Source organism: Embleya sp. NPDC055664, from assembly GCF_053618075.1.
Window position 1 is genome coordinate 396,032 of sequence record NZ_JBSHGZ010000005.1, and the last position, 25,953, is coordinate 421,984.

At 72.4% G+C, this 25,953-nt stretch carries 21 protein-coding genes; 14 read left to right on the forward strand and 7 right to left on the reverse strand.

The window, feature by feature from the left end; all coding sequences use genetic code 11:
• Window positions 1-168 precede the first annotated feature (168 nt).
• Together ACWGR4_RS11970 and ACWGR4_RS11975 are read left to right on the forward strand one after the other, a co-directional pair.
• Window positions 169-3,015: an FAD-binding and (Fe-S)-binding domain-containing protein gene (locus ACWGR4_RS11970; protein ID WP_452133168.1), complete on the forward strand. Its 2,847-nt coding sequence runs from the start codon at window positions 169-171 to the stop codon at window positions 3,013-3,015.
• 332 nt (window positions 3,016-3,347) lie between these two features.
• Window positions 3,348-3,626, forward strand: coding sequence for a hypothetical protein (locus ACWGR4_RS11975; protein ID WP_395794118.1), 279 nt, complete (start codon window positions 3,348-3,350; stop codon window positions 3,624-3,626).
• A 457-nt stretch (window positions 3,627-4,083) separates the two neighbouring features.
• Here the strand turns inward: ACWGR4_RS11975 and ACWGR4_RS11980 are convergent, their stop codons facing one another.
• The gene (locus ACWGR4_RS11980) at window positions 4,084-4,737 is read right to left on the reverse strand and encodes an ATP-binding protein (protein WP_452133169.1); all 654 of its coding nucleotides are present in this window, start codon (window positions 4,735-4,737) and stop codon (window positions 4,084-4,086) included.
• A gap of 113 nt (window positions 4,738-4,850) precedes the next feature.
• Between ACWGR4_RS11980 and ACWGR4_RS11985 the strand changes: the two genes are divergently transcribed.
• Window positions 4,851-6,140 (forward strand): transcriptional regulator, encoded by a 1,290-nt coding sequence (locus ACWGR4_RS11985; RefSeq protein WP_452133170.1) that lies wholly within the window; start codon window positions 4,851-4,853, stop codon window positions 6,138-6,140.
• Between the two features lie 255 nt (window positions 6,141-6,395).
• The gene (locus ACWGR4_RS11990) at window positions 6,396-6,839 is read left to right on the forward strand and encodes an NUDIX hydrolase (RefSeq protein ID WP_395794454.1); all 444 of its coding nucleotides are present in this window, start codon (window positions 6,396-6,398) and stop codon (window positions 6,837-6,839) included.
• Between the two features lie 114 nt (window positions 6,840-6,953).
• Here ACWGR4_RS11990 and ACWGR4_RS11995 read toward each other — a convergent pair whose 3' ends face one another.
• Entirely contained in the window at window positions 6,954-7,901 is a 948-nt protein-coding gene (locus ACWGR4_RS11995; RefSeq protein ID WP_379999407.1) for a threonine/serine dehydratase, read from the reverse strand.
• Window positions 7,902-8,121: 220 nt separating this feature from the next.
• Between ACWGR4_RS11995 and ACWGR4_RS12000 the strand changes: the two genes are divergently transcribed.
• Window positions 8,122-9,678 carry an APC family permease gene (locus tag ACWGR4_RS12000; protein ID WP_452133171.1) on the forward strand — a complete coding sequence of 519 codons (1,557 nt, stop codon included), beginning with the start codon at window positions 8,122-8,124 and terminating at the stop codon, window positions 9,676-9,678.
• A gap of 145 nt (window positions 9,679-9,823) precedes the next feature.
• The gene (locus ACWGR4_RS12005) at window positions 9,824-10,663 is read left to right on the forward strand and encodes a (2Fe-2S)-binding protein (protein WP_452133172.1); all 840 of its coding nucleotides are present in this window, start codon (window positions 9,824-9,826) and stop codon (window positions 10,661-10,663) included.
• Window positions 10,664-10,906: 243 nt separating this feature from the next.
• Here the strand turns inward: ACWGR4_RS12005 and ACWGR4_RS12010 are convergent, their stop codons facing one another.
• Window positions 10,907-12,019 (reverse strand): citrate synthase 2, encoded by a 1,113-nt coding sequence (locus tag ACWGR4_RS12010; RefSeq protein WP_078976741.1) that lies wholly within the window; start codon window positions 12,017-12,019, stop codon window positions 10,907-10,909.
• 392 nt (window positions 12,020-12,411) lie between these two features.
• Here ACWGR4_RS12010 and pdxH point away from each other — a divergent pair, with 392 nt between their 5' ends.
• Window positions 12,412-13,050 (forward strand): pyridoxamine 5'-phosphate oxidase, encoded by a 639-nt coding sequence (gene pdxH, locus ACWGR4_RS12015; protein ID WP_452133175.1) that lies wholly within the window; start codon window positions 12,412-12,414, stop codon window positions 13,048-13,050.
• Between the two features lie 553 nt (window positions 13,051-13,603).
• Window positions 13,604-14,815, forward strand: coding sequence for an MFS transporter (locus tag ACWGR4_RS12020; RefSeq protein WP_452133176.1), 1,212 nt, complete (start codon window positions 13,604-13,606; stop codon window positions 14,813-14,815).
• A 23-nt stretch (window positions 14,816-14,838) separates the two neighbouring features.
• Here ACWGR4_RS12020 and ACWGR4_RS12025 read toward each other — a convergent pair whose 3' ends face one another.
• From ACWGR4_RS12025 to ACWGR4_RS12035, 3 genes are all read right to left on the reverse strand, one after another.
• Window positions 14,839-15,642, reverse strand: a complete 804-nt coding sequence (locus ACWGR4_RS12025; RefSeq protein WP_452133173.1) for a hypothetical protein — start codon at window positions 15,640-15,642, stop codon at window positions 14,839-14,841.
• A gap of 8 nt (window positions 15,643-15,650) precedes the next feature.
• Window positions 15,651-16,397 carry a sugar isomerase domain-containing protein gene (locus ACWGR4_RS12030; protein ID WP_379999415.1) on the reverse strand — a complete coding sequence of 249 codons (747 nt, stop codon included), beginning with the start codon at window positions 16,395-16,397 and terminating at the stop codon, window positions 15,651-15,653.
• Between the two features lie 80 nt (window positions 16,398-16,477).
• A complete protein-coding gene (locus tag ACWGR4_RS12035; RefSeq protein WP_452133174.1) occupies window positions 16,478-17,812 on the reverse strand; it encodes a cryptochrome/photolyase family protein in 1,335 nt (444 codons plus the stop codon).
• A gap of 272 nt (window positions 17,813-18,084) precedes the next feature.
• On the opposite strand from ACWGR4_RS12035, the gene ACWGR4_RS12040 reads away from it, so the two are divergent.
• Window positions 18,085-18,774, forward strand: a complete 690-nt coding sequence (locus ACWGR4_RS12040; protein WP_078976746.1) for a metal-dependent transcriptional regulator — start codon at window positions 18,085-18,087, stop codon at window positions 18,772-18,774.
• A gap of 123 nt (window positions 18,775-18,897) precedes the next feature.
• Here ACWGR4_RS12040 and ACWGR4_RS12045 read toward each other — a convergent pair whose 3' ends face one another.
• Complete coding sequence (locus tag ACWGR4_RS12045; protein WP_379999419.1) at window positions 18,898-19,554, reverse strand: bifunctional DNA primase/polymerase; 657 nt, start codon at window positions 19,552-19,554, stop codon at window positions 18,898-18,900.
• Window positions 19,555-19,999: 445 nt separating this feature from the next.
• Here ACWGR4_RS12045 and ACWGR4_RS12050 point away from each other — a divergent pair, with 445 nt between their 5' ends.
• The 5 genes from ACWGR4_RS12050 to ACWGR4_RS12070 all read left to right on the forward strand — a co-directional run bounded on the left by ACWGR4_RS12050 (window position 20,000) and on the right by ACWGR4_RS12070 (window position 25,894).
• A complete protein-coding gene (locus tag ACWGR4_RS12050) occupies window positions 20,000-21,376 on the forward strand; it encodes a transcriptional regulator (RefSeq protein WP_379999421.1) in 1,377 nt (458 codons plus the stop codon).
• A gap of 209 nt (window positions 21,377-21,585) precedes the next feature.
• Window positions 21,586-22,866 (forward strand): hypothetical protein, encoded by a 1,281-nt coding sequence (locus ACWGR4_RS12055; RefSeq protein ID WP_452133972.1) that lies wholly within the window; start codon window positions 21,586-21,588, stop codon window positions 22,864-22,866.
• A 204-nt stretch (window positions 22,867-23,070) separates the two neighbouring features.
• Complete coding sequence (locus tag ACWGR4_RS12060) at window positions 23,071-24,195, forward strand: uroporphyrinogen-III synthase (protein ID WP_452133973.1); 1,125 nt, start codon at window positions 23,071-23,073, stop codon at window positions 24,193-24,195.
• Window positions 24,196-24,403: 208 nt separating this feature from the next.
• A complete protein-coding gene (locus tag ACWGR4_RS12065; RefSeq protein ID WP_452133974.1) occupies window positions 24,404-25,246 on the forward strand; it encodes a hypothetical protein in 843 nt (280 codons plus the stop codon).
• Window positions 25,247-25,447: 201 nt separating this feature from the next.
• Window positions 25,448-25,894 carry an SCO4402 family protein gene (locus ACWGR4_RS12070; protein ID WP_452134090.1) on the forward strand — a complete coding sequence of 149 codons (447 nt, stop codon included), beginning with the start codon at window positions 25,448-25,450 and terminating at the stop codon, window positions 25,892-25,894.
• Window positions 25,895-25,953 lie beyond the last annotated feature (59 nt).

Consider the following 25,953-nt stretch of genomic DNA (forward strand, 5'->3'; position numbering starts at 1 on the left):
GCGTAGTCGTGTCCGTTTCGTGGGTGATCTGTATTCCGCACAATGAGACGAATGTGGCCGACATTCGGCCGGCGGCGGTCTCGACCGGTGGACGGTACGGGGCGTGGCACGCCGTTTCGGCGGGGGTCGCGCGCCCTGGCCGGGGCCGGTTCGGGTGAGGATGGCGGGGTGACGACACAGCTCGGGGATCTGGAAGAGGCGTTGCGGGCGCGGGTGCGCGGGGAGGTCCGGTTCGATCCGCAGGCCCGGGCGCTGTACTCGATGGACGCCTCCAACCACCGCCACGTGCCGCCGGGCGTGGTCGCCCCGCTGGACGCGGACGACGTGGTCGCCGCGCTGGCGGTGTGCCACGAACTCGGGGCGCCGGTGACGGTACGCGGCGGCGGCACCAGCATCGCCGGCCAGGCCACGGGCAATGGTGTGGTGCTCGACCTCGCGCGGCACCTGAACCGGATCCACGCGGTCGACCCGACGACCCGGATCGCGCACGTCGAGCCCGGCGTGGTGCTGGACGACCTGCGCCGGGCGGCGGGCCGGCACGGGCTGACCTTCGGCCCGGACCCCTCCACACACAGCCGCTGCACCCTCGGCGGCATGATCGGCAACGACGCGTGCGGGTCGCACTCGGTCGCGTGGGGCCGGACGAGCGCCAACGTCGAGTGGCTGGACATCGCGACGGTGGACGGCACCCGGATGCGGGTCGGGCGGGGCGAGCCGGTGCCCGCGACGGGGCGGGCGGCGGAGATCCATGCCGCGCTCGGGGCGCTGGCCGACGCCAACCTGGCGCTGATCCGGCGGGGCTTCTCGGCGCTGCCGCGGCGGGTCTCCGGCTACCCGCTGGATCGGCTGCTGCCGGAGCACGGGCGCGATCTGGCCCGGGCGCTGGTCGGTACGGAGGGTACCTGCGCGGTCGTGCTCGGGGCGGGCGTGCGCCTGGTCGAGGCGCCGAAGGCGCGTGTGTTGGCCGTGCTCGGGTATGCCGACGACTTCGCGGCGGCCGACGCGGCGCCGACGCTGCTGCGGTACGGGCCGCTGACCGTGGAGAGCCTGAGCGCGGGGCTGGTCGCGCTCGCGTCCTCCGCGCGCGGGGTGGCGCTGCCGCCGGGCGCGGCCTGGTTGTTCGTCGAGGTGGGCGGGGACACGGTCGCCGAGGCGGCCGGGAAGGCGCGCGAGTTGGCCGGCGGTGGGCCGTCGCTCGTGGTCACCGATCCGGCCGGGCAGCGGGCGCTGTGGCGGATCCGGGAGGAGGCGTCGGGCACCGCGACCCGGATGGCGGACGGCTCCGAGGCGTGGCCGGGCTGGGAGGACACGGCGGTGCCGCCGGAGCGACTGGGCGCGTATCTGCGGGAGTTGGCCGAGTTGATGCGGCGGCATGGGCTGCGCGGGTTGCCGTACGGGCACTTCGGCGAGGGCTGTGTACACATCCGGATCGACTTCGACCTGCTCACCACGCGCGGGATCGCGGCGTATCGGGCCTTCGCCGGTGACCTGGCCGATCTGGTGGTCGCGCACGGGGGCTCGTTGTCCGGGGAGCACGGGGACGGGCAGGCCCGGGCCGAGTTCCTGCCCCGGATGTACGGGGCGGAGATCGTCGAACTGTTCGGCCGGTTCAAGGCGATCTGGGATCCCGCCGGGCTGTTGAATCCGGGCGTCCTGGTTCGTCCACACCCTGTGGACGGTGATCTGCGGTTCACCGGGATGCGTAGTCCGGTGTCGGTGGAGTTCGGCTATCCGGCCGACGGCGGCGACTTCGCGGCGGCAGTGCGGCGCTGCGTGGGCGTGGGCAAGTGCCGCGAGTCGGCGGAGAACGCGTCGGGCGGGGTGATGTGCCCGTCGTTCCGGGTCACCGGCGAGGAGGCGCATTCGACGCGCGGCCGGGCCCGGTTGTTGCACGAGATGTTGATCGGCGAGGTGATCACCGACGGCTGGCGGTCCACCGAGGTGCGGGACGCGCTCGACCTGTGCCTGTCCTGCAAGGGCTGCCGCAGCGACTGTCCGGTGGATGTGGACATGGCCACGTACAAGGCCGAGTTCCTGCACCACCACTACCGGGGCCGGGTGCGGCCGGCGGCACACTACGCGCTGGGCAATCTGCCGCTGTGGGCGCGGGCGGTGGGGGCGGTGCCAGGACTCGCGGGCGCGGTGAACGCGGTGACGGGGGTGCCGGCGGTGCGGCGGGTGGCGTTGGGGGCGGCCGGGTTGGACCGGAGCCGGGAGATTCCGCCGTTCGCCGCCGTGCCGTTCACCCGTTGGTGGCGCGATCGGCCCCGGGTGGTGGGGAGTTCACGGCCTCGGGTGGTGTTGTGGCCGGACACGTTCACCAACCGCTTCCGGCCTTCGGTGGGACGTGCGGCGGTCGAGGTGCTGGAGGCGGCCGGGCTGGAGGTGGTGGTGCCGCCGGGGTCGGTGTGCTGTGGGCTGACGTGGGTGTCGACCGGGCAACTGGGCGTGGCGAGGCGGGTGATGGCCCGCACGGTGCGCACGCTGCGGCCGGCTCTGGACGCCGGGCTGCCGATCGTCGGCCTGGAACCGTCCTGCGCGGCGGCGTTGCGGACGGATGTCCCCGAACTGCTCGGCGCGGGGGCCGCCGCGGGGTTGGCCGGGTCGGTGCGGACCTTCGCCCAGGCGCTGGAGGAGTACGCCCCGAACTGGTCGCCGCCGGCGGTGAACCGCGAGGTGACGGGCCAACTCCACTGCCACCAGCACGCCGTACTCGGCGACGCCGCCGACCGCCGCCTGCGCGCCCGAGCCGGCCTGACCGGCGACCTGGCGGGCGGCTGCTGCGGCCTGGCCGGCAACTTCGGCTACGAGGCGGCCCACGGCGACCTGTCGAGAGCGGTGGCAGCCGACCGCCTGGTGCCGGCGCTGTCGGCGGCCGGCCCGGAAGCCCTCACACTGGCCGACGGCTTCAGCTGCCACACCCAGATCACCCACGTAAGCGCCCGCCGACCGCAACACTTGGCGGAGGTCTTGGCCGAGGCCCTGCGCCCGGGCGCAGGGGCGCGCGGGGCCTGACGCGGCGCCGCGAACGGCCCGGGCGGCGGGGCACACGGGGCCGGGGGGTGAGGCCATGCGGTTGGGCGGCAGGGCGCGGTCGAGCGGCGGGGCGCGAGAGACCCAGGCGTGATGGGGTGTTACGGCGGGGCGGCGGCCGGGTGCGCCGTTCGGCCTCGTCCGTGTCGAAGGGTTGGGGTGGGGTCTTGCAACAGGTGGTCTCGGCGTCGATCAGGTATTTCGCCGTGTGTCAGGACTGCGCGGCGCAAGCGGAGTGGTGGGGCGTCCAGGCATTGGTGGACGATTCGCTCCGCTGGGATGTCGAATGCCGGTGCACGACGTGCGGGTTCGCGGTGGCGACATGCGATGGCGATCTGCCCGCCCACCTGCGGAATCGGCTGCTCTCCGAGCACGGAAAGGCAACGTTGCGGGTGATCCCGAGCGCGCGGAGGGCCAAGCTCATGCAGGTGCTGCGCGCCGAACTGAACCTCGACCTCACGGACGTCCGAGCCGCCCTGGACCGGGTACTGACCGGCACCCACTCGGGCACCCTCCCCGAGGTCGAGCACCTGGCCCGCCGACTCCGAGCATCGGGCATCGACGCCACCGCCCTGCCTCCCACAGCCGCCTGACCCTGACGCTCGGCACACACGTCGCTCGGATTCCGCCGGATGAGCGGCGGGACGGGTCTGTGCCACGCCGGGCTCCGGGAGCCGACGCGCGCCGTGACCGGTGACCGGTGGCCGGGCTGCCGTGGGCCGAGGTGGCTGTGGGTGCATTGGCAGGCGAACCAATGCGTGAGAGCCGGCCAAGGCGCGCACCCGACGAGTACCGATCCCGAGCGGTCGGAGACGGGACAAGATCACGCATCACCGCGCTTCTCCGCCTGACGAAGCCGCCACCACTCCTCGTGATCCCACTCCCGCGCGGCTCGCACATGCCAGGCTCGCCGAACGGCCCGTGCACGCCGCTCGGCGGGTGTGACGTCGTCGCCGGTGCGATCCGGCGCGGATCGCGTGGAGGCGTCACCGGTCGGGCGGTTCGTCGTGTCATCCATCCGATCACCCTCCCCGACGGCACCGGTGGCCGTCAGCGGTTTCCGATCATCGTGAACGGCCGTGCCAGTCCCCGTGGTTCGAGGTCGAAGCGGCACCACACGGCCTTGCCGCCCGTCCCGACCGGGCCCCACGACACCAGATCCGAGACCGCCTCCACCATCCGCAACCCCCGCAACGACCCGCCGAGCCGCTCCGGCGCCGCCGCCGACGGCTCCATCACCCACCGCCCCGGCACCACCGGCGGCCGAGGATCGTCGTCCCGAACCTCGATCGCCACCGCCCGCTTCGGCCAAAACGACAACCGCACCGTGAACGACCGCCGCATCCACCCCACCTGCCGATCCGGCATCCCCGCGTGCACGATCGCGTTCGTCGCCAGCTCCGAAGCGCACAACATCGCATCGTCGGTCAACTCCAGCAGATTCCAATCCGCCATAGCCGCCCACGTCAACGCCCGCACCTGTCGCACCGCCTCCGGATGCGCCTCCCAAGCCCGCTGCCGAACCCAGACCGGCACCCACCCCGGCCCCCGAAGCACAGCCCCCAACCACCGCTCCCCAGGACTGAGCAGCCCGTCAGCCTCCAACCACGCCTGCTCCGGAGCTTTGTCCGACTTTTCCCGCTCAGCCGACTCCCGCTTGATCACATGTCGAATTCGTGTCTGTCCCGCCTGTGTTCCGGCCATGGAGCGAGCATGGCCGGCCCGGAGGATCGTTGATCAGCCCACGATGGGGATGCTCCCCGTGGGTAGACTCGCCACACGGTGTGACGAAGCAGCGACCAGGAGGTCTGCGAGTCGTGACGACCGACGTAACACCCGCCGCGCTGCCGCGTCACGTGCTCGACCGTGAGGATGTGCGCCGCGCCCTGCGTGATCACGACTTCGGCACGGTCTTTCGGTTGGCTCGCAAGTACGGCGGCATCAGCTACCAGAAGATCGCCGACGCGTGCGACATCAAAGCGGAAAGGGTCGGCACCCTTGCCCGGGGCGAGGGCCGCGTCACCACCGTCGAGAAGATGCGAAGCATCGCCGATGCCCTCCGAGTGCCCGGGGCCATGATCGGCATCGCGCCACGCGACTGGGAATCGGCCCCCGGGTCTGCGGCGGGCGCCCCGGAGACCTCGGTGACGGATGACGAACTCGACGCGGTGGAGTTGGGCCGCCGGGCCGCCGCGAGCGACGTGGGTGAGGAGACGCTCAACCGGCTGGAGAGCGCCTTCGACGAACTTGCGGTCGACTATGCGCGGCTGCCCCCGCGTGATCTCCTCGTGCGAACACGCCGGTATCTGTCCTATGCGTCGCACCTGTTCGACGCCCGCAAGACACTGGCCGAGCATCGTCGTCTGGTCACTGTCGCCGGCCGGCTGTCCCTCATCGGCGCGACGCTACAGATCGACCTCGGACGGCACGAGGCGGCCACGGCCGGCCTGAGAACGGCCGTGGACCTGGCCAGGCAGGCCGACCGGCCCGAACTCGAAGCGTGGTGCCATGAAACAGACGCCTGGAGGGCGCTCGTCCGAGGCGACCACCGGCGCTGCCTGGAGCTTTCCCGGGCCGCCAAGGCCCTGGCACCGAAGGGAAGTTCGGTGGCCATCCAGGCAACCGCCCAGGAAGGGCGCGCGCATGCCCGGCTGGGCCTGCCTCGGGAAACCTACGCCTCGATAGCGCGAGTCCACGCATTCGTGTCCCGGCTGCCGCCGACGGATCGCCCGGAGCACCACTACCACTACGACCCGGACAAATCGACGTCCTACACCGCGACCACGCTCTCCTGGCTCGGCGACCCGGCCGCCGAGGACTACGCACGCGAGGTGATCGCCCGACTCACCCCGACCCCGGACACCAAAATGACCCGCCGAGCTGCCGTCGCCCACCTCGACCTGGCCCTGATCCTGCTCACCCACGAACGCCTCGACGAAGCCTGCGCCACCGCCCACCGCGCGATCCGTTCCGGCCGAGTCGCCCCCTCCAGCCACTGGCGAGCCCTCGAAGTCGTCAAGGCCGTCGAAGCCCGAGGCCTCCCGGAAGCAGCCGAACTCGGAGCCGCATACGAAGAGTTGAAGCGACCCCGTACCGAGGCCACTTGAGATGTTCGGCAACGAGCGCAGGATTCTCGCCGCCGGTCGCCGTGTCCCACGGGCGATGACTTCGATGATCCTGATGTTTCCTTTGTTTCCTTGCGTGTTCGCGGTGCCCAAGCGGCAACCGACCATTGGAGGACCACCCGCGTGCGCTGGAAGAGCCATGGACGTCGTCCTGTCTACCGAAGCGACTACGTCGATGTATGGGTCGACGACGTCGAGATCCCCGGGGTGGGGAGGGTCGATCATCATGTGTTGACGATGCCGCGGGCGTCGAACACGGCCGTGGTGACCGACGAGGACGAGCGGATCCTGATGTTGTGGCGGCACCGGTTCATCCCCGACGCCTGGGGATGGGAGGTGCCGGCCGGCTGGTCGGATCCCGGAGAGGATCCCGAGCAGGCCATCCGACGGGAGATCGAGGAGGAGACCGGTTGGCGTCCCGGGCGGGTGCAGCGGATGACCGCCTACAACGCGCTCTCGGGCATCTCCACGATGCGCTTCACCGGTTTCCACGCCACGGACAGTCGCTACATCGGCCCGCCGACCGACCCGAGCGAGGCGTCCCTGGTCGAATGGCTTCCGATCGAGAAGGTCGCCGAGTTGGCCGCGACCGGCGAGATCTCGGACGGGCCGTCCCTCACCGCCATCGCCTACTACCTCGGCATCCACCGGCCGGGGCACGGAGGCAACCGGCGGGACTGACATGCGGTCAGGACGCGCACGGACCGCTGCGACGACCCGATGCACCCCTGGCCGGCTCGCTCGTCGAGGGTGGCGACCGACCCCGCGCGAGTGGTCGCCACCTCGGGGTGTCGGCTAGACCAGATCGCCCGGGTCGGTGTTGGCGCCGCACAGTATTACGGCGACCTTTTCGCCCTGGGCCGGGGTGTACGCGCCTGTGGACAAGGCGGCCAGTGCCGTGGCGGCGGCGTGTTCCACGACGATGCGGAAGTTGTCCCACAGGGCCTGGCGGGATTCGATGATGGCCTTGTCGGAGACCAGGACCGAGAAGGCGCCGGTGCGGCGGGCGGTGGCCAGGGCGGTGGTGGAGACGCGGCGGGCGCCCAGGGAGTCGGCGGCCACCGAGTCGACCGGGACGTCGACCACCTCGCCCGCCTCCAGGGCCGCGTTCAGGGCGCGGCAGTTCTCCGGCTCGACCGCCACCGTGCGGATCCCGTGTTCCTCGGCGGCGGTGGCCACGCCCGCGAACAGGCCGCCGCCGCCCACCGCGACGACGATCGTGTCCAGCTTGCCCGGCACCCCCGCGACCAGTTCCGGGACCAGCGTGCCGGCGCCCGCCGCGATCAGCGGATTGTCGTACGCGTGCGACAACAGCGCGCCCGTCTCCTCGGCGAACCGCGCGGACGCCTCCAGGGCGTCCGCGTACTCCCGGCCCACCAGCAGCACGTCGGCCCCGTACGAGCGCAGCCGCTCCACCTTGATCCGCGGCGCCGTCTCCGGCAGGAACACCGTCGCGCGCACCCCCGCGCTGCGCGCCGCCCACGCGCAGGCCAGTCCCGCGTTGCCGCCGGAGGCGATCACCACGCCGGCCTCGGGCATGGTGCCCGCCTCGATGTGCGCGGTGGTGAAGTTCGCCGCGCCGCGCGCCTTGAACGACCCGGTGTGCTGGATGTACTCCAGCGCCAGCCACACGTGCGGCGAGGGGTGGATGGGCATCAGGGTGACCGGCTGGGTCAGCCCCACGATGCGCTCGGCGGCGTTCCTGATGTCGCCATAGGTCAGTTCCGGCGTGGCGGTATCCATGACGACCGACCCTATGGCTTGCCGGCCCGCCCGGTCCCGGCACCCGGCGGGGTCGAGCCGGTGGCAATGCGGGAAGGCTCCCGCACGGCGTGTCACCGCACCGACAGCGCAAGGGGCGAATCGGTCCGATCCCTGACAGGCTGTCAATTGTGACGGTGTGGCCCCGGGGTCGAAGCTGACACGCCATCAGTTCTTTCCCCACGCACAGTAGGGAGGTGGGATGTCCGGCCACTTCGACGCGGGACAAACCCCCGAGGTCGCATCCCCGGCGCCACCGCAGGTCCAACGCCTGAAGGCGAATTCGGTCGGGCTCGTCGGCGTCGTGTTCATGGCGATCGCCACCGCCGCACCGATCACCGCGATGACCGGAAACCTGCCGATCGCGGTCGGCTTCGGCAACGGCATCGGCGCCCCCGCAGGCTATCTGTTCGCGACCCTGGTGCTCAGCGTGTTCTCCATCGGCTACGTCGCGATGGCCAAGCACATCACCTCGGCGGGCGCCTTCTACGGCTACATCTCACACGGCCTGGGCCGGGTCGTGGGCATGGCCTCCGGACTGCTCGCGGTGCTGGCGTACGTGGTCTTCGAGGCCTCCATCGTCGGCATCTTCGCCTACTTCGCGGACACCACGGTCAACGCCCAGTTCGGCGTCGACCTCAACTGGTCGATCTACGCCCTGGGCATGCTCGCGGTCACCGCGGTGTTGTCCTGGTTCGACATCCACCTCACCTCGCGTCTGCTCGGCGTGCTGCTGGTCGCCGAGGTCGCGGTGCTCGCCGCTATGGCGATCGCGGTGCTGGTCCAAGGCGGCGGGCCCGACGGGCTGTCCGCCGAGCCGATCAACCCGGCCAACGCGTTCAAGGGCGCGGCAGGGCTCGGTCTGTTCTTCGCGTTCTGGTCGTGGGTCGGCTTCGAGTCCACCGCCATGTACGGCGAGGAGTCGCGCAACCCGAAGAAGGTCATCCCGCGTGCCACGCTGATCTCGGTGATCGGCGTCGGCCTGTTCTACGTGTTCGTCTCCTGGATGGCGATCGACGGCAGCGGCCTGGAGAAGTCGAAGGAGATCGCGAGCGGGTCCGCCCCGCTGGACGTCTTCTTCGGCCCGACCGGGGACTTCATCGGCGGCTGGGCGGTGGACTGGTTCCAGTGGCTGCTGATCACCGGCTCGTTCGCCTGCGGCATGGCCTTCCACCAGTGCGCGGCGCGCTACCTGTACGCGATCGGCCGCGAGGGCTTCATCTCCCGCAAACTCGGCAACACCCACCCGGTGCACGGCTCGCCGTACTTCGCCTCGTTCGTGCAGAGCATCATCGCCACCGGCATCGTGCTGCTGTTCCTGATCACCGATCAGGACCCGTACATACACCTCTACACACTGCTCGCGATCCTCGGCACGATGGCCATCCTGATCGTGCAGACGTTGTGCTCGTTCGCGGTGATCGGCTACTTCCACGTCGGGAAGAACCACCCCGAGACGGCGCACTGGTTCCGCACCTTCCTGGCCCCGCTGCTCGGCGGCGTCGCGATGATCGCGGTGGTGGTGCTGCTCCTGCAGAACATGGAGACCGCCGCCGGCGCCGCCTCCGACTCGCTGCTGTTCACGCTCACTCCGTACATCGTCGGCGGCGTCTTCGTCGGCGGCATCGCGCTGGCGCTGTACATGCGGGCCCGGAGCCCGGAGCGCTACGAACTGATGGGCCGGATCATCCTGGAGGAGGCCGGCGAACGGGTCGACGACGAACAACCCGACGATGCCCCGGTGTCGGTACGCTCCTGACCCGCGCGTCGGGTCGTTCGCGGGGCGCGCGCGTGCATCGTGCGCCCCGCGAACGGCTCCCCCGGAAGGGTGGAGCCGGCCCCGAGGGGAGAATGTCGGGCCGACCCGTGTGGACACGAGGTTAGGCAAGGCTTACCTTCGGATCATGTCCGTGCTCGATCTTCGTCAGCCTGCGCCGTGCCCCGCGTTCGCGGAGACCTTCCGTGCGCTCGGTGCCGCGTGTGCGCTGATCACCGTCGAGCCCGGACGCCCCGCCGTCGGCATGCTGCACGCCTCGCGGATGGCCGAGGACCCCGACGTGCTCGCCGAGATGCTGGCCGCCGAGCGCACCCGGATCGGCGCGACCCTGGCGGCCGAGCCGCGCGCCGACGCGATCGCGATGTGGGCGCTGCACGGCTACGCCTGGTACGCCTGCCTGATGCTGACCGGCCCGTGGTTCCTGTGCCGCCGGGTCCCGCTGGTGGCCTTGGACGAGGTGTGGATCGCGCCCGGGTCCGAGCGGGTGGGCCGCTCCTTCACGGTCACCTCGAACACCTTCGCCTGTCTGCCCGACGACCCCGACGCGAACGCGCCCGGCGCGCGGGTGGTGGCCGACGAGGCGGCGCTGCGGGCGTTGCTCCTCGACCGGGTGGCCGAACACGTCGAGCCGCTGCTGGCCGCGTTCCGGCCGCATCTGCGCCGGGGGGAGCGGGTGTTGTGGTCGATGGTGGCCGACGAGGTGGTGAGTGGCGTCTGGTATCTGGGGCGCACGCTGGGTGAGGGTGACCGCGCGGTGCGCGAACTGGGGGAACTGCTTCCGGGTGATGTCGGTCGCTTCAAGCGGGAGGCGGGCTTTCGGGTGCTTGCGGGGACCGAGGGGCGTAGCCACTGCAATCGCACGCAGAGCGTGTGCTGTCTTTGGTACACGCTTGATCCGGATGCGCTGTGTAGTACGTGTCCGCGGGCGTCCGATGCGCGGCAGGTGGCGATCCTGGAGGGGCGTTGATCCCCGCTGCGCGGGGGGTTTGTGCCCACCGGCCCACCCGTTGCGTTATCGGCGAAGGCTGCGGATTCACGGCAGTGGGGCGGCCTGATCGGGCCTTGCGGCCGAGGGTCGGCTTCGGGTGCGGGCCCGGTTTCGGTTTTTGTTTCGGTTTTGGCGTGACGAAGCCCCGCTCCCTCGGGTGGGGCGGGGCTTCGTGGGGTTTCGGGCGGCAGCGATCCGTGCTCGGTGATCGATGCCCGCCGGTCAGTGCTTCAGGTTGCGCACCGTGTCGTCGTATCCCGCGACCTCGGTGATCGGGCGGGTGCCCGGGCCGATGTAGCGGGCGGCCGGGCGGACCAGGCGCGAGGTGCGCTTGTGCTCCAGGATGTGCGCGCTCCACCCGGCGGTGCGGGCGCAGGTGAACATCGAGGTGAACATGTGCGCCGGCACCTCGGCGAAGTCCAGCATCACCGCGGCCCAGAACTCCACGTTGGTGGCCAGGATCCGGTCGGGACGCCGAGCCTGGAGCTCTTCGAGCGCCGCCTTCTCCAGCGCCGCGGCCACCTCGTAGCGAGGTGCCCCCAGCTCCTTGGCCGTGCGCCGCAGCACACGCGCACGGGGGTCCTCGGCGCGATACACCCGGTGGCCGAAGCCCATCAGGCGCTCGCCCCGGTCCAGGACACCCTTGACGTACGCCGTGGCGTCGCCGGTGCGCTCGATCTCCTCGATCATGTGCAGTACGCGCGAGGGCGCGCCGCCGTGCAGCGGGCCGGACATCGCGCCGACCGCGCCGGACAGACACGCCGCGACGTCGGCACCGGTGCCCGCGATCACGCGCGCGGTGAACGTCGACGCGTTCATGCCGTGCTCGGCCGCCGACGTCCAGTAGGCGTCGACCGCCTTGACGTGCTGCGGGTCCGGCTCGCCACGCCAGCGGATCATGAAGCGCTCGACGATCGTCTGCGCCTTGTCGATCTCGCTCTGCGGCACCATCGGCTTCTCCAGGCCGCGGGCCGACTGGGCGACGTACGACAGCGCCATCACGGCGGCCCGGGCGAGGTCGTCCCGCGCCTGGGCGTCGTCGATGTCGTGCAGCGGTTTCAGACCCCACACCGGAGCCAGCATGGCCAGCGCGCTCTGCACGTCCACGCGGACATCGCCGGAATGGATGGGAATCGGAAACGGCTCGGCCGGCGGCAGACCGGGGTTGAACGCCCCGTCCACCAGCAGGCCCCACACATTGCCGAACGAGACGTGGCCGACGAGGTCCTCGATGTCCACACCTCGGTACCGGAGCGCGCCACCCTCCTTGTCGGGTTCGGCGATCTCCGTCTCGAACGCTATGACTCCTTCGAGCCCGGGTACGAACTCGGACATCAGGCGGCTCCTCATGCGATCTCGACTGACTTGTGGCCGGGTCCTTCATACCCCGCCCCGCCACACCGTGTCTTCCCCCGAACGAGGCCGGGGAGCAGGGTGCCGATCAGGCTTCGCACCTGGGATCCACCGGTGGTTCGGGGAGGTGTTCCGGTCGGTCCGGGCGAGGCCGGGATGGTGCCTCGCCTGAAGGTATGGGCCGATCGAAGTCCGTTGTTCAGGATATCTCTCGATATCGAGACGACCTACTTCGGAACGCGCCGGGGCGAGTGAGGTGGGGCACAAACCCACCCGGGACGGGATTGCCGGACGTCACCCGGTCGGGGGTGGTCGTGCCGCCGGTCGGCCCCGAGTGGTACTCGTTGTCCGTGGAGTTCACCGAGCTTGCCGCGATGCGTCGGCATTACCGAGGCGAGGGCATCGACGTCGGCGCCCTGCCCGCCACCCCTTTCCCGATGTTCACCGCCTGGCTGGCCGAGGTGGCCCGGGCCGAGCTGCCCGAGCCGAACGCGATGGTGGTCGCGACCGCGATGCCGGACGGGCGGCCGAGCACCCGCACGGTCCTGCTCAAGGAGTTCGACGAGCGGGGCTTCGTCTTCTATACGAACTACGGCTCGCGCAAGGGCGTCGAACTCGGCGCCAACCCGGCGGTGAGCCTGCTCTTCCCGTGGCACGCGCTGGCCCGCCAGGTGATCGTCACCGGTTCCGCCGAACGGGTGTCCCGAGAGGCGACCACCGAGTACTTCCGCTCCCGACCTCGCGGTTCGCGGATCGGCGCCTGGGCGAGCGAGCAGTCGAGGCCGGTCGCCGGGCGCGAGCAGTTGGAGAAGCGGTACGCGGAGGCCGAGGCGGGGTTCGCCGACATCGACGACATCCCGGTGCCGGAGTTCTGGGGCGGCTTTCGGGTGGTGCCCGAGACGGTGGAGTTCTGGCAGGGGCGGGAGAACCGGATGCACGACCGGCTGCGCTATCTGCGCGAGGGCGACGGCGGCGGGGACGTGTCGTGGCGGGTCGAGCGACTCAGCCCGTGAGGCGGGCTCTGCGGAGCAGGCCCCGGTAAGCGGGTCCTGCCGGCCGATCCGGAAAACCGGCCGGAAACGACAGCGACCCGCAGGTCGCTTCTCCGTCCACCTCGGTGAGGTGGGACGAAGGCCGGGGGACGATCCCGGCGACCTGCGGGTCGGGTGTCTGCCTGGTGTTGCCGGCCGCCTGCCTGCGTCCGTCGCGGTGCACTCACGACGGGGCCTGCCGAGCCGGTAAACCGGAGTGGCGGCTAGCGGGCAGCCACCTCACGCGTCCGAATGCTATGCAACTTCAGACCACCTCCTCTCCCGTGTGCCAGTGAGATTAGATCGGCGTCGGGGCGGGTGCAACGGATTTACGGGGTGCCCGATCCCACACCGGATCCAGGAATAGATGCAGGGCACACTGGACTTGGATGTGGGGATGCCCTCTGCCCCTGACACCTCGAAGAACCCGGCGCGGAACGCATCGCCGAACGCATCGCCGAACCCGCCGCCGGACGCATCGCGGCCCGCCGCGAGGAAGCCCTCCGGACGCCGCGCCGGATCCGTGCTCGTGGACCTGGGTCCACTGCGCGAGTTCCCCGACTTCCGCCGCCTGTGGTTCGGCCACTCGGTGTCCTCGCTGGGGCAGCAGATGACCGCCGTCGCGGTCGCGATCCAGGTGTACGACCTGACCGGCTCCAACTTCGCCGTCGGCGTGGTGGGACTGTGCGCGGTGGTCCCGCTGATCGTGTTCGGCCTGCTCGGCGGGGCGATCGCGGACAGCCTGGACCGGCGCCTGGTCGGCCTGGTCACCGCCGGCGGGCTCTCGGCGGTGTCGGTCGTGCTGGCCCTACAGGCCTTTCTCGACCTCGGCCAGGTGTGGCTGCTGTATACGGCGGTCGCGGTGCAGTCCGGCTTCTACGCGGTGAACAATCCGGCCCGCACGTCGATGATCCCCAAGCTGCTGCCCGCGGACCGCCTGCCGTCGGCCAACGCGCTGAACTCGATAGCCATGGCGTTCGCGATGACGGTCGGGCCCATGTTCGGCGGTCTGGTGATCGGCCTGTGGAGCTTCCAGGCCGCCTACCTGATCGACGCGATCGCGTTCTCCGCAGCGCTGTACGCGATGTGGCGGCTGCCGTCGATGGCGCCGGACCGTACCGAGGGCGGGCCCAAACGGGCCTCGGTACGCGAGGGGCTGCGCTTTCTGCGGAGTCGGCCCAACATCCGGATGACGTTCCTGACCGACATCGTCGCGATGGTCTTCGGCATGCCCCGCGCGCTGTTCCCGGCGATGGCCGCGGGCCTGTACGGCGGCGGGGCGAGCACGGTCGGCCTGCTGGTCGCGGCGCCGGCGGTCGGCGCGCTCGTCGGCGGGCTGTTCTCCGGATGGCTGGGTCGGGTGTACCGCCAGGGACGCGCGGTGGTCGTCGCGGTGATCGCGTGGGGGTTGTGCATCACCGCGTTCGGACTCGGCGGACCGCTGTGGCTCGGGCTGATCCTGCTCGCCTGCGCGGGCTGCGCGGACACCGTCGGCATGGTGTTCAGGAATACGATCATGCAGGTCGGCACGCCGGACGCGATGCGCGGGCGGCTGGCGGGCGTGTTCATCGTGGTGGTCGCGGGCGGGCCGCGCCTGGGCGACTTCGAGGCCGGGTCGGTGGCCTCGCTGACCACCGAGCGCATCTCGGTGGTCAGCGGCGGGATCGCGTGTGTGGTGCTGGTGATCGTGCTGTCGCTGAGGTGGCGCGACTTCTGGCGCTACGACGGGCGCGACCCGAAGCCGTAGCGCGGGCGCCGCGGCGCGGCGGGTCAGGTGCGCGGCGCGATCCACACCTGTTCGGCGTGTGCGGCCGGGCGGCCCTCGGCGTCGTAGAGCGTGGTGGCGGTGCGTACCTTGCGCCCGTCCCGGCCCAGAAGCCGGCCGAGCACCACGCACGGCTCGTCCGGATAGGGCAGCGCGTACACGTGCGCGGTCATCCGGCCGAGCAGGAGCGCGGTGTCGCGGTCGATCCCGGTCCAGCCGCCGGGGCAGTCCAGCGCGGCCCAGATGAACTCCGGCGACACCTGGCCGGTGTCCGGCGCGACCAGCGAGCCGTGTGGGGTCCACACGCACGCGTTGGTGTCCGGGCGGTCGGCGAGCATGCCCGGGAACAGCCGCAGGCCGTCGCCCTCGGCCCGATCCGGGCCGCACACGAAGCAGTCGGTGTACGGGTTCCACGTCGCGAAGCCCGGGTAGGACCGGCTCGCCTCGGCCGCCTCGGCGGGGGTGACCGGGTCGATCGGGGTGGGCAGCGGCAGCGCGGGGTCGACCGGGATCGCGTCCGCGATCGCCCCCGCGTCCTCCGCCAGGGTCAGCGTCCCGCTCGCGGCGTCGTGCGCGAGCGCCAGCGGACGGTCCAGCGGCACCGCGCGGCGCAGCGTCACGGCCACGCCCGAGGCGATCCCGCCGACCGCGCGCGTGGCCAGCAGGCCGGCCAGGTAGCCGCCGTTGCCCATGCCCGGCGGCCCGTTGAAGCGGCCGGGGACGACCAGCGGGGCACAGCGGGGGTCGGCCGCGTCGCCCGCGCCGGACGAGGTCTGCTCGGGGGAGTGGGACCGTGCGTTGGGATGCACTGCCGGGTTCACCTCAGATAGAAGATCCGGTCCGCGTGTTCGGCCAGCAACCGCTCGTTCCACGCGTTGCCGCCGTCGATGTTCGCGGACATGAACACCGGGGGTTCGATCCCCCGGGAGACCAGGTGGCCGATCACGCCGACCATGAGTGTCTGCATCACCGCCGAGCACACCACACCCGAGGTCGGGCCGATCCGCTGGGGCACACCCTCCACCTCCAGCGCGGCGTCGCCGACCGCGATCGCGGTGTCCAGGACGATGTCGCAGTTGTCGAGGACCCTGGTGCCCGACGGGTGCCGCGCCGGCTCGGCCTCGCTGGCCTCGACAGAGGTCAGGCCGATCACCAGCGCGCCGCGCTCACGCGCCCGCCGGGCCAGCTCCACCGGCAGCCCGTTGCGCCCGGACAGCGAGATCACCACGAGCGCGTCGCCCTCGCGCACCCCCGCGCCGTCCAGCACGGGACCGGCCAGCTCGGCCAGCTTCTCCACCGCGCTGCTGACGGTGATCGGACGCACGGTCAGCTCGTTGCCGGGGGCGATCAGCGGGTTGGCCAGGATCAGGCCGCCCGCGCGGTAGACCACGTCCTGCGCGGCGAGCGCGGAGTGCCCGCCGCCGAACACGAACAGCCGGCCGCCCTCCGCCAGGGCACCGGCGATCCGGTCCGCGGCCCGGTCGATCGTGGGCAGTTCGACGTCCCGCAGCCGTTCCAGCAGCCCGATCGCCGCGTCGAGGTAGCGTGCGCCCAGCTCGACCATCCCCGGTCCTCCCGTTCGTCAGGAACTTCGTCCTCGGAGCTTCGTATACGGATCCGCCGTGCGAACGCGGATCCGGCACCCTACCGCCGGATCGCCTGGTAACGGTCGAGTGCGACGCGTCTTTCCTCGGCGTGCTCCACGATCGGATCGGGATAGCCGTCGACCCCGATCCGCCACGGCTCGTGCACCGCGCGGCCCGCGATGTGCCGCAACTCGGGCACGTACCGGCGCACGTAGTCGCCCTGTGGATCGAACCGGCGCCCCTGCTGAATCGGATTGAACACGCGAAACCACGGCGACGCGTCGGTGCCGCAGCCCGCGGTCCACTGCCAGCCGTGGCTGTTGGACGCGGGGTCGCCGTCCACGAGGTGTCGCATGAAGTGCGCCGCGCCGCGCGTCCACTCCTGATGCAGGTCCTTGACCAGGAAGGACGCCACGACCATGCGCACCCGGTTGTGCATCCAGCCCTCGGCGAGCAGCTGCCGCATGCCCGCGTCCACGAACGGGAAGCCGGTTCGGCCCGCGCGCCACGCGTCGAAGAGCACGTCGGCGTCCGGGCCGGTGTCGTAGGCCATGCCGGCCAAGTCCCGGTTCAGGTATTCGTGCGTCGTCTCGGGGTGGTGCCAGAGCACGTCGCCGTAGAACTCGCGCCAGGCCAACTCGGACCGGAACGTGGCGTCGGGACAGTCGGCGAGCAGCGTGCGCGGGTGGATCTCGCCGAACTTCAGGTGCGCCGACAACCGCGAGGTGCCGGGCAGGTCGGGCCGGTCCCGCAGCTCCGCGTAGCGGTCCAGGCCGTGCGCGCGAAACCCCCGCCAGGCGGCCAGCGCCGCCCGCTCGCCCGCCTCGGGCAGGTCCACCCCGGCCGGCTCGGGGGCGGCGGGTAGGTCGTCCGAGTCGGCGTGTGCCCAGGCGAGGTCGCTCGGTCGCGGCAGCGGCTCGCGCCACCCGTGCTCGGCCCACGCGCGCAGGAAGGGGGTGAACACCCGATACGGCGTCCCGTCCGCCTTGCGCACCCGGCCCGGGGCGACCGCGTACGGCGATCCGGTGGCGCGCAAGGGTACGTCCAGCGCCTCGGCCACGGCCGCGTCCCGGGTCCGGCCGTAGGGACCGAAGTCCGTCGTGACGTGCACCTCGGCGGCGCCGCTCTCGCGCACCAGTGCGGGCAGTACCCGGGCCGGCTCGCCCGCGCGGACCACCAGCCGCCCGCCCGCCTCGCGCAGATCGGCGTCGAGGGCGTGCAGCGAGCGGGCCAGGTGCGCCCGACGCGCCGGCCCCGCGGCGTCCCACACCGCCGGGTCGAGCACGAACAGTGGCAACACCCGGGCGGGCGCCCCGTCACCGGTACCGGGGAAGCCGGTGCCGGCCGCGGCGTGCAGCGCGGGGTGATCGGACAGCCGCAGATCGCGGCGCAACCAGAGAACATGGACGCGGCGCACTCGATCGGTGGATTCCGCGCGACGCGAGGTCTTCCGGGATGGCAATGGCATATCGGAACGTTATGACCGTACGCACCCGACAACGTGTACCCACCGGGGCTGGGCACACGTACGGATGACGCGGCGGAGTGCACGGGACGGCGTGTGCCGGGAAAAGCCGCGGGGACCCGATCGGCCGGACGTCCGCATCGGCGGTCCAGGTGCGTCAGAATTGCACGGCAGGACCACCAAGAACGGAGCCGCTGGTCGTGAGTGGACTCATCGACACCACGGAGATGTACCTCCGGACGATTTTCGAGCTGGAGGAGGAGGGTGTGGTCCCGCTGCGGGCGCGGATCGCGGAGCGGCTCGAGCAGAGCGGGCCGACCGTGAGCCAGACCGTGGCACGAATGGAGCGGGACGGGTTGTTGACGGTCGAGGGCGACCGTCATCTGGAACTGACGGCCGAGGGGCGGGGAATCGCGACGCGGGTCATGCGCAAGCACCGACTCGCCGAGTGCCTGCTCGTGGACGTCATCGGGCTGCCCTGGGAACAGGTGCACGCCGAGGCGTGCCGTTGGGAGCACGTGATCAGCGAGCAGGTGGAGCGTCGCCTGCTCGAACTGCTGCGCTATCCGAAGGAATCGCCCTACGGCAACCCGATCCCGGGCCTGGAGGAACTGGACCGGGAACTGCACGCCGACTCCTTCAAGGAAGGCGGCCTCGTCACGCTCCTCGAGTCGGCGGGGCCGGAAGGAAAGAACGTCGTGGTGCGGCGGCTCGGCGAGCCGCTGCAGACCGACGCGCAGTTGATGTACACGCTGCGCCGGGCCGGGATTCGTCCCGGTGCGGTGGTGAGTGTGCACGAGTCCGCGGGCGGCGTGATGGCGGGCAGCGGTGGCGAGGCCGCCGAGCTGCCCCCCGAGGTCGCCTCGCACGTGTTCGTGGCGGCGCGCTAGGCGCGGCTCGCCGGCCGCGGCGCGCGTCGCTCGCGGCCGGCCGGCCGTGGTTCGCGCGAGGGCCCTCCCCACCGAGTCGTCTCGGTGGGGAGGGCCCTTCGCCATACGTCCGGTGCGCTCGGCCTAGCGTGCCTCGGCCATTGCCCGGCCGCACGCGTACGCGATCGGGCTGACCAGTTCGCGGGCCTCGGGGAGCCAGCGGTTGAGCTCGGTGGGTTCGCGCGCCCACGCGGCGCTGCCGGAGGTGCCCATGCGCGACGGCGGGGCCACCACCCAGTCGCCCTCGCCCTTGGGGATCAGGTCGATCGAAGTGGCGCCCCAGCCGATCCGGCGCAACATCTCGCCCATCTTGTCCCGCGCACCCGGCAGTACGAGGAACTGCAGCCGCCGGGTGGGGGTGGCGATCACCGGGCCCGGCGGCAGGCCCATCCGCTCCAACCGGGCCAGCGCCAGACAGCCGGCCTGCTCCGGGACGTCGATCACGTCGAACCCGCGCCCGGTGGGCAGCAGGATCGCCGCGTCGGGGTGCTCGCCCCACCAGCGTCGCACCAGCGCGGGCGAACTGGCCGCCTGTACCGCCCAGTCGCGCAGGATCGGATGCGCGCCGGGGGTGGCGCACCCGGGATGGCCGCAGTTGCACCGACGCCCCGCGCTGTGCTCGACCACCGAGGCGCCGGGAACCACGTCCCAGTGCCGGTCCTCGGCGTAGCGGACTGCGGTCTCAACAAGCGTGTCGCGGGCGATCTGCCGGGCCCCCAGGGTGTCTTCCACGTGCTGCACAACTGTGGGACCACGGGATGGTTACGGCCGGGCGAGGGCGCACTCGCGGCCACCCACACGGCGCACCGGCACCGGCACCGGGTCGCACGTCGCGCGGGCGCGCGCCGGCCGACGGAAACGGGGTGATCAGGGGCGATGGGATCATCGCCGGCCATCCGGCGCAAGGGGGGCGCATGGGTGCAGATCGGGGGGCGCAGTGAAGGGTGCCCTATCCGCTGCTCTATATGGGTCACTACGCTCCGTACGCGGATGAACCATTCGTCCGACTGCCGGGCGGCAACGGCGATTCCCCGTACCAGGGGCCCCGGCGGACGGACGACGTCCGCTCGATTCGCACAACGGACTCACCAGGCATCGGGCGCGCACCCGACGGGACCGGGCAAGCCCCCGTCGCGCCGATCCCGCATGTCGCAAACCCGCACCAACGGTCGGGGAGGGAACACCGATGGCCGCGCGAACGCAGGCGACAAGGCAGCCCAACGAGAGATTGACGGCACTGATCCAGGAGGCCGGCTGCTCGAATGCGGGGCTGGCCCGACGGGTGAACATGTGCGGGGCCGAACACGGCATGGACCTGCGCTACGACAAGACCTCGGTGGCCCGTTGGCTGCGCGGTCAGCAGCCGCGCGGCGCGGTGCCGAACCTGATCGCCGAGGCGATCGGGCGCAAGCTCGGCCGGCCGGTGACTGTCGAGGAGATCGGCATGGCCGACGGTCGCAGCCTGGCGACCAACGTCGGCCTGCAGTTCGCCGCGACCCCCGCGGCCACCGTCGAGGTGGTCACCGAGCTGTGGCGCAGCGACGTCAACCGGCGCGACTTCCTGCTCAACTCCTCGGTCGCTGTGGCCGCCCTGGTCGCGCCCAGCCGGGACTGGCTGATCACCGAGCCGGATCCGCAGGTGGCCCGGATCGGCGGACCGCGCGTGGGCGTCTCGGACATCGAGGCCGTGTGCGCGACCACGGACATGTTGTCCGCGCTCGACCACCGCTTCGGCGCCGGGCACATCCGCCCGGTCGTGGTGCACTACCTGGGCAGTGTGGTGACGCAACTGCTCAACGGGACCTATTCCGACGAGACGGGACGTGCCCTCTTCGCGGCCGTGGCCCGGCTCACCGAGCTGGCCGGCTACATGGCCGTGGACACCGGCCAGCCGGGACTCGCCCAGCGCTACTACATCCAGGCGCTGCGGCTGACCCAGGCCGCGGGGGACCGGGCCTACGGGGGCTACGTGTTGGCCGCCGGGATGAGCCATCTCGCGGGCAGCCTGGGCAATCCGCGCGAGATCACCCAGCTCGCCCGCGCCGCGCAGGAGGGCGCCAAACACGAGGCCACGCCGACCACCCAGGCGATGTTCCACGCCGCCGAGGCGCGCGGGCACGCGCTGCTCGGCGACGCGCGCGCATGCGAGGGCTCGTTGGCCCGGGCCCAGTCCGCGATGGACCTGGCGCTGCCGGACGAGGACCCGGCGTGGATAAGCCACTTCTCGCAGGCGTACCTGTCCGACGAGTTCGCGCACTGCTACCGCGACCTGGACCGGCCCCGGCAGGCGGAGGCCGCGGCCCGGGCGGCGCTGGAGGGGCACGCCGACACGCGGGTGCGCCGGCGGGCGGTCGACACGCTCCTGCTGGCCACCGCGCACCTGCAGCAGAACCGGCTGGACGAGGCGTGCGCGGTCGGCGCGGAGGCGCTGGACCTGGTGGGCCGGCTGCACTCGGCGCGCGGGCTCGAATACCTCAAGGACTTCCAGCGCCGGCTGGAGCCGCATCGCGACGAACCCCTGGTCCGGGAATTCGCCGAGGCGGTGCACGCGGTCCCGGTCTGATCGCCCGACACCGCCGCCCACCTGCGGCGGGCCGTCCCACCGGGGTCGCCGAACACCCTTGCTCGGGCCCGGTCGCGGCACGCGCCGCTGTTCGTCACTCGAACGACTGAGTTACCGTCGGGCGGACCGGGGGAGCGGCCGCCGGACGATTCGGCCGGTCGCGCGACGCCCCGGTGCGACGGCTTCGAGGCGACGAACGGGTGGGTGGCATGGGATCCGGTGCAGCGGACGGCGGCACGGGCGGACACGGTCCGAACGGCGGGCAGCCGGGGCCGTCGCCTTTCGGCCCGCTCGAACTCCCGCGCGACGAGACCGAGGTGTTGCCGAGATTCGACGACTACGCGGATCAGGGGCCGCCGGAGCAGTACGGGCAGGGGGCGTATCCGGGGCAGCAGCAGGCGTATCCCGGGCAGCAGTCGTATGCGGGGCACCAGTCGTTTCCCGGGCAGCAGGGCTACCCGGGGCAGCCGCAGCCGCCGGCCGCGCCCGGGCAGGTGCCGCCGCGGCCCATGCATACGCCACCGGGTGGGGCCGCGGCCGGCTCGCCCCTGGCGCCGCCCGGAACCGGGCCGCAGCCGGCGGGGCCGGCCGACCCCACCCAGGTGTTCGAGGTGAGCCTGTTCCGGGACGAGGTGGCCGGCCCGCCGTCCGCCGGCACGGGGCCGGTCGGCATTCCCGCGCCGCCGATCCGGCCGGCCTACTCGGGGCAGCCCGCGCCGCCGTCCGGCGGGTATCGCGCCGCGCAGTCCGCCGGGTATGCCGCGCCGCAACCGGCCGCCCCGCCGTACGGGCCGCGTACCGTCCCGCCCGTCGAGCACGGCGACCCAGGGCCGGGCCGGAACCGCACGCCGCTGATCGCCGCCGGCGTCGGGGCGCTCGTGGTGGTCGCCGCGATCGGGGTGTTCGCCAGCGGCGCGTTCGGCGACGACGACAAGGGCGACAAGGCGGACAAGGGCGCCGCCGCGACGGCCGGTCCGAAGCCGGAGACGTCCGGGAGCGCGGCGCCCGGGACGTCGGCGCCGCCCGCCAAGGCGAGCGAGAGCGCCGCGCAGGCGTCCGCCGTGGACCGCCTCCTCCAGTCGGGAGCCGGCTCCCGACAGGTCGTGTCGCAGGCCGTGCAGAAGATCCAGAAGTGCGACGACCCCGCGGCCGGCGCGCAGTCGCTCAACGAGGCGGCCCGGCAGCGCGACGAGCAGCTCGCGGGCCTGGACAAACTGGCCACCGACAAGCTGACCCGCGGCGCCGACCTGGTCGCCGGACTGCGCGAGGCGTGGACCGCATCCGCCGAGTCCGACCGCGAACTCGCGGCCTGGGGCACCGAGATGGCCCGCGGCGGCTGCAAGGACCACAAGGCCGAGTACACCGACCACAAGCGCGCCGCCGACCGCGCGGGCGGCCGGGCCACCACCGCCAAGAACAAGGTGGTCGGCCTGTGGAACCCGATCGCGGCCGACAACAACCTCGGCAAGCGCAGCGCCGGCGACTTCTGAGCCACCGCCACGCCGCGCAGGCGACTTCCGAGCGCCCACCGCGCCGCGCAGGCGACCCGGGCGCCGCGGACGCGAACCGACCCGAGCCGCGTGGGCCGCGCGCACCGGCGCAGGCCCCGGCCGACCCGCCCATCGACCCACGCGCTAACTCCCGCGTGACCGTCCGGCAACAGGGACGTAACACACGTCGGCGAGTCTCACCCCATGGAGACAGGCACGGGGGCCGCGCCGCTGGTCGGGTTCACCATCGGCGTCACCGCGGCCCGGCGCCGCGACGAACTCGCCGCGCTGCTCCGGGACCTGGGCGCCAAGGTGGTGGACGCGCCCACCGTACGGATCGTGTCGCCCGCCGACGATCCGATCCTGCGCCGGGCCACCGAACGGGCCCTGGACCGCCGCCTCGACTACGTGGTGGCCACCACCGGAGTGGGCTGGCGCGGCTGGTTCGGCGCCGCCGAGGGGTGGGGGCGCGGCGCCCGACTGGCCGGCGCCTGCCGGGCCGCGGCGGTGGTCGGGTGCGGGCCCAAGGCGACCACGGCGGTGCGCGCGAGCGGGCTGCGCGAGGTGTACTCGCCCGGCTCGGACTCGCGCGGCGAGGTATTGGCCTGGCTGCTCGCGCGCGATCTGCGCGGGCGGCGGATCGCCGTTCAGGAGCACGGCGCGCCGGCCCCGGGCTTCGCCGAGGGGCTGCGCGAACGCGGCGCCGAGGTGGTGGAGATCCCGGTGTTCCGCTGGGGGCCGCCGGACGATCCGGGCGCGGTGCGCCGGTTGGTGGAGCAGACCGTGCGGCACGAGGTGCACGCGCTCACCTTCACCAGCGCGCCCGCCATCGGCGCGTTCCTGGAGACCGCGCAGACGGCCGGCCGGCACGCCGAGGTGCTGGCCGCGCTGCGCGCCGACGTACTGCCGGTGTGCATCGGCCCGGTGTGCGCGCGTCCGCTGGCCGACCTGGGCGTCGAGTCGGTGTGGCCCGAGCGCGGGCGGATCGGCTCGCTGGTGCGCACGATCGCCGAGGCGCTGCCCGCGCGGGCCCGCCGGGAGCTGGACACCGGCACCCGGCGGCTGGTCGTCCAGGGCAACGCGGTCCTGGTCGACGGGCGGACCATCTGGCTGCCCCCGGTCCCGGGCGCCGTGTTGCGCGCCCTCGCCGAGAAGCCGGGCTGGGTGCTGGGCCGGGCCGAACTGCTGCGCCGGGTGTGGGCGGACCCCAGGACCGACGAGCACGCCGTCGAGGCGGCGATCGCCCGACTGCGCGCCGCGCTCGGGCCGTACGCGGACCTGGTCCTCACCGTCACCAAGCGCGGCTACCGCCTGGCCGTGGATCCCTGACCCCGCCTCGGCCGGGTGTCCCGGCCCGGCCCGGGCGCCCGTCATGGGCGAAAGGTGCCGGTCGAGGCGCCGGCAAAGCGGTATATTTCCTCCGCACGCTACCCCCCGCCTGGTAGGAGCCGAGGACCAACCCGCACCATGGCTGGGTGACAGGGGGTGAACACGAACCTTGATACGCATACGGAAGCGCACACGACTGTCCGCGGTCGTGCTTCTCGCCACCACCGTGGTGGGAGCCGCGGCGTGTACCGGATCGCCGGACGCCGGCAAGGTCGCCGACACGGTCGCCACCGCGGGACCGAGCGCGGCGCGGATCGGCACGCCCGTGCCGAAGACGGTCGCGGCGGACGGCGCACCCGCGACCGTGCCGCCGGGCGGCACACCCGCCACGGTGCCGCCGGTCGTGCCGCCCGCCGCCGCCGGCGACACCCCCGAATCGGGGGCATACGGGAGCGAGTTGCTGACCCACCTGCGGACCACGGCGCACGGGGGCCACGTCACCAAGATCCGGGTGGTCAGCTCGTACAAGGTCTACAAGGTCACGCTCGAAACCGACCTGGTCCGGGGCAACGGCTCGAACACGCAGGCCGAGGAACTGGTCCGGGACCGGGCGGGCAAGCTGCTGACCGAGACCGCGCAGTGGGCCGAGGACCATCCGGCGCTGTGGGTGGGCGGGATCGAGATCCTGGACTCGGACCGCGACGCGATCGACTTCCGGCTCGGCGCCGAACGGGACGACCGCAAGCCGGCCGCGGACGACTACGGGGCCACGATGCTGGCGGCGCTGCACACCACCGCGGAGGGCGCGCACCTCCAGCAGGTGCGGCTCACGCTGGACCACAAGGGCAAGTACGAGGTCGCGATCGACACCGACCTGTCCTCGCACCTGCCGGGGGACTATTCGACGGAGGCCGCGCAGGTCTTCAACAGCGCGGCCCGGATCCTGCTCGCCGCGCAGAACTGGATGCGCGACCACCCGGGCTTCGCGGTGGCCGCGCTGCGGGTGTTCGACGACGAGCGCGGGCTGATCACCATCAAGGTGGTGGACTGACCGCGCCGGACCTCGGGGACCGGGTCGATCCCGCCGGCCGGGCCGTCGCCCCGCCAGCGGGATCGACCCGGTCTGCGGCATGATCGGTGGCGATTCGAGGCGATCCGGGCGATCCCGACCGGATCCGGTCGGGATCGGATCCGGAACGCGACCGGATCGGATCGGTGAAACCGAAGCGGGGACAGGGGAGGAGGCGCCACGATGGCAGGTATGCGCCAGAGCACCGTTCCGTGGTGGCGTTGGCGGGCCCAGGTCCGCTCCGCGCTGCACATGTTCGGCGACCCGACGTTCCAGCGCGAGTCCTGGCTGGCCGGCCGCCCGGACTACGGCTCGATCACCGACGCCGTCTATCGCCTGGTGGGCGACTCCTGGCTGGACCGCTGGTCCGCGACCACCTACATCGGTTGCCTGGTCACCGACGCCGAGGAGGCCGCCCTGGTGGACGCCGCGGTGCGGGAGATCCTGGGTGTCCTGCACGACGTCGGCGAGGACGCCCCGGCGCCCGCCTACCTCACCCACCCGCGCTGGCCCGACGTGGTCACCGCCTCGCGTGCCGCGCACGTGGCGCTGGCCCGCGCGGACGAGGACGACCCCGACGCGCCGCCGGACTCGCTCGACGTGTTGCGTATTCGTACCGGTGGGCGCTGAGCCCGCACCGGACGTGGGATCCTGTACGACCGGCCGCCGCGCCACGTCGACACCGCGCA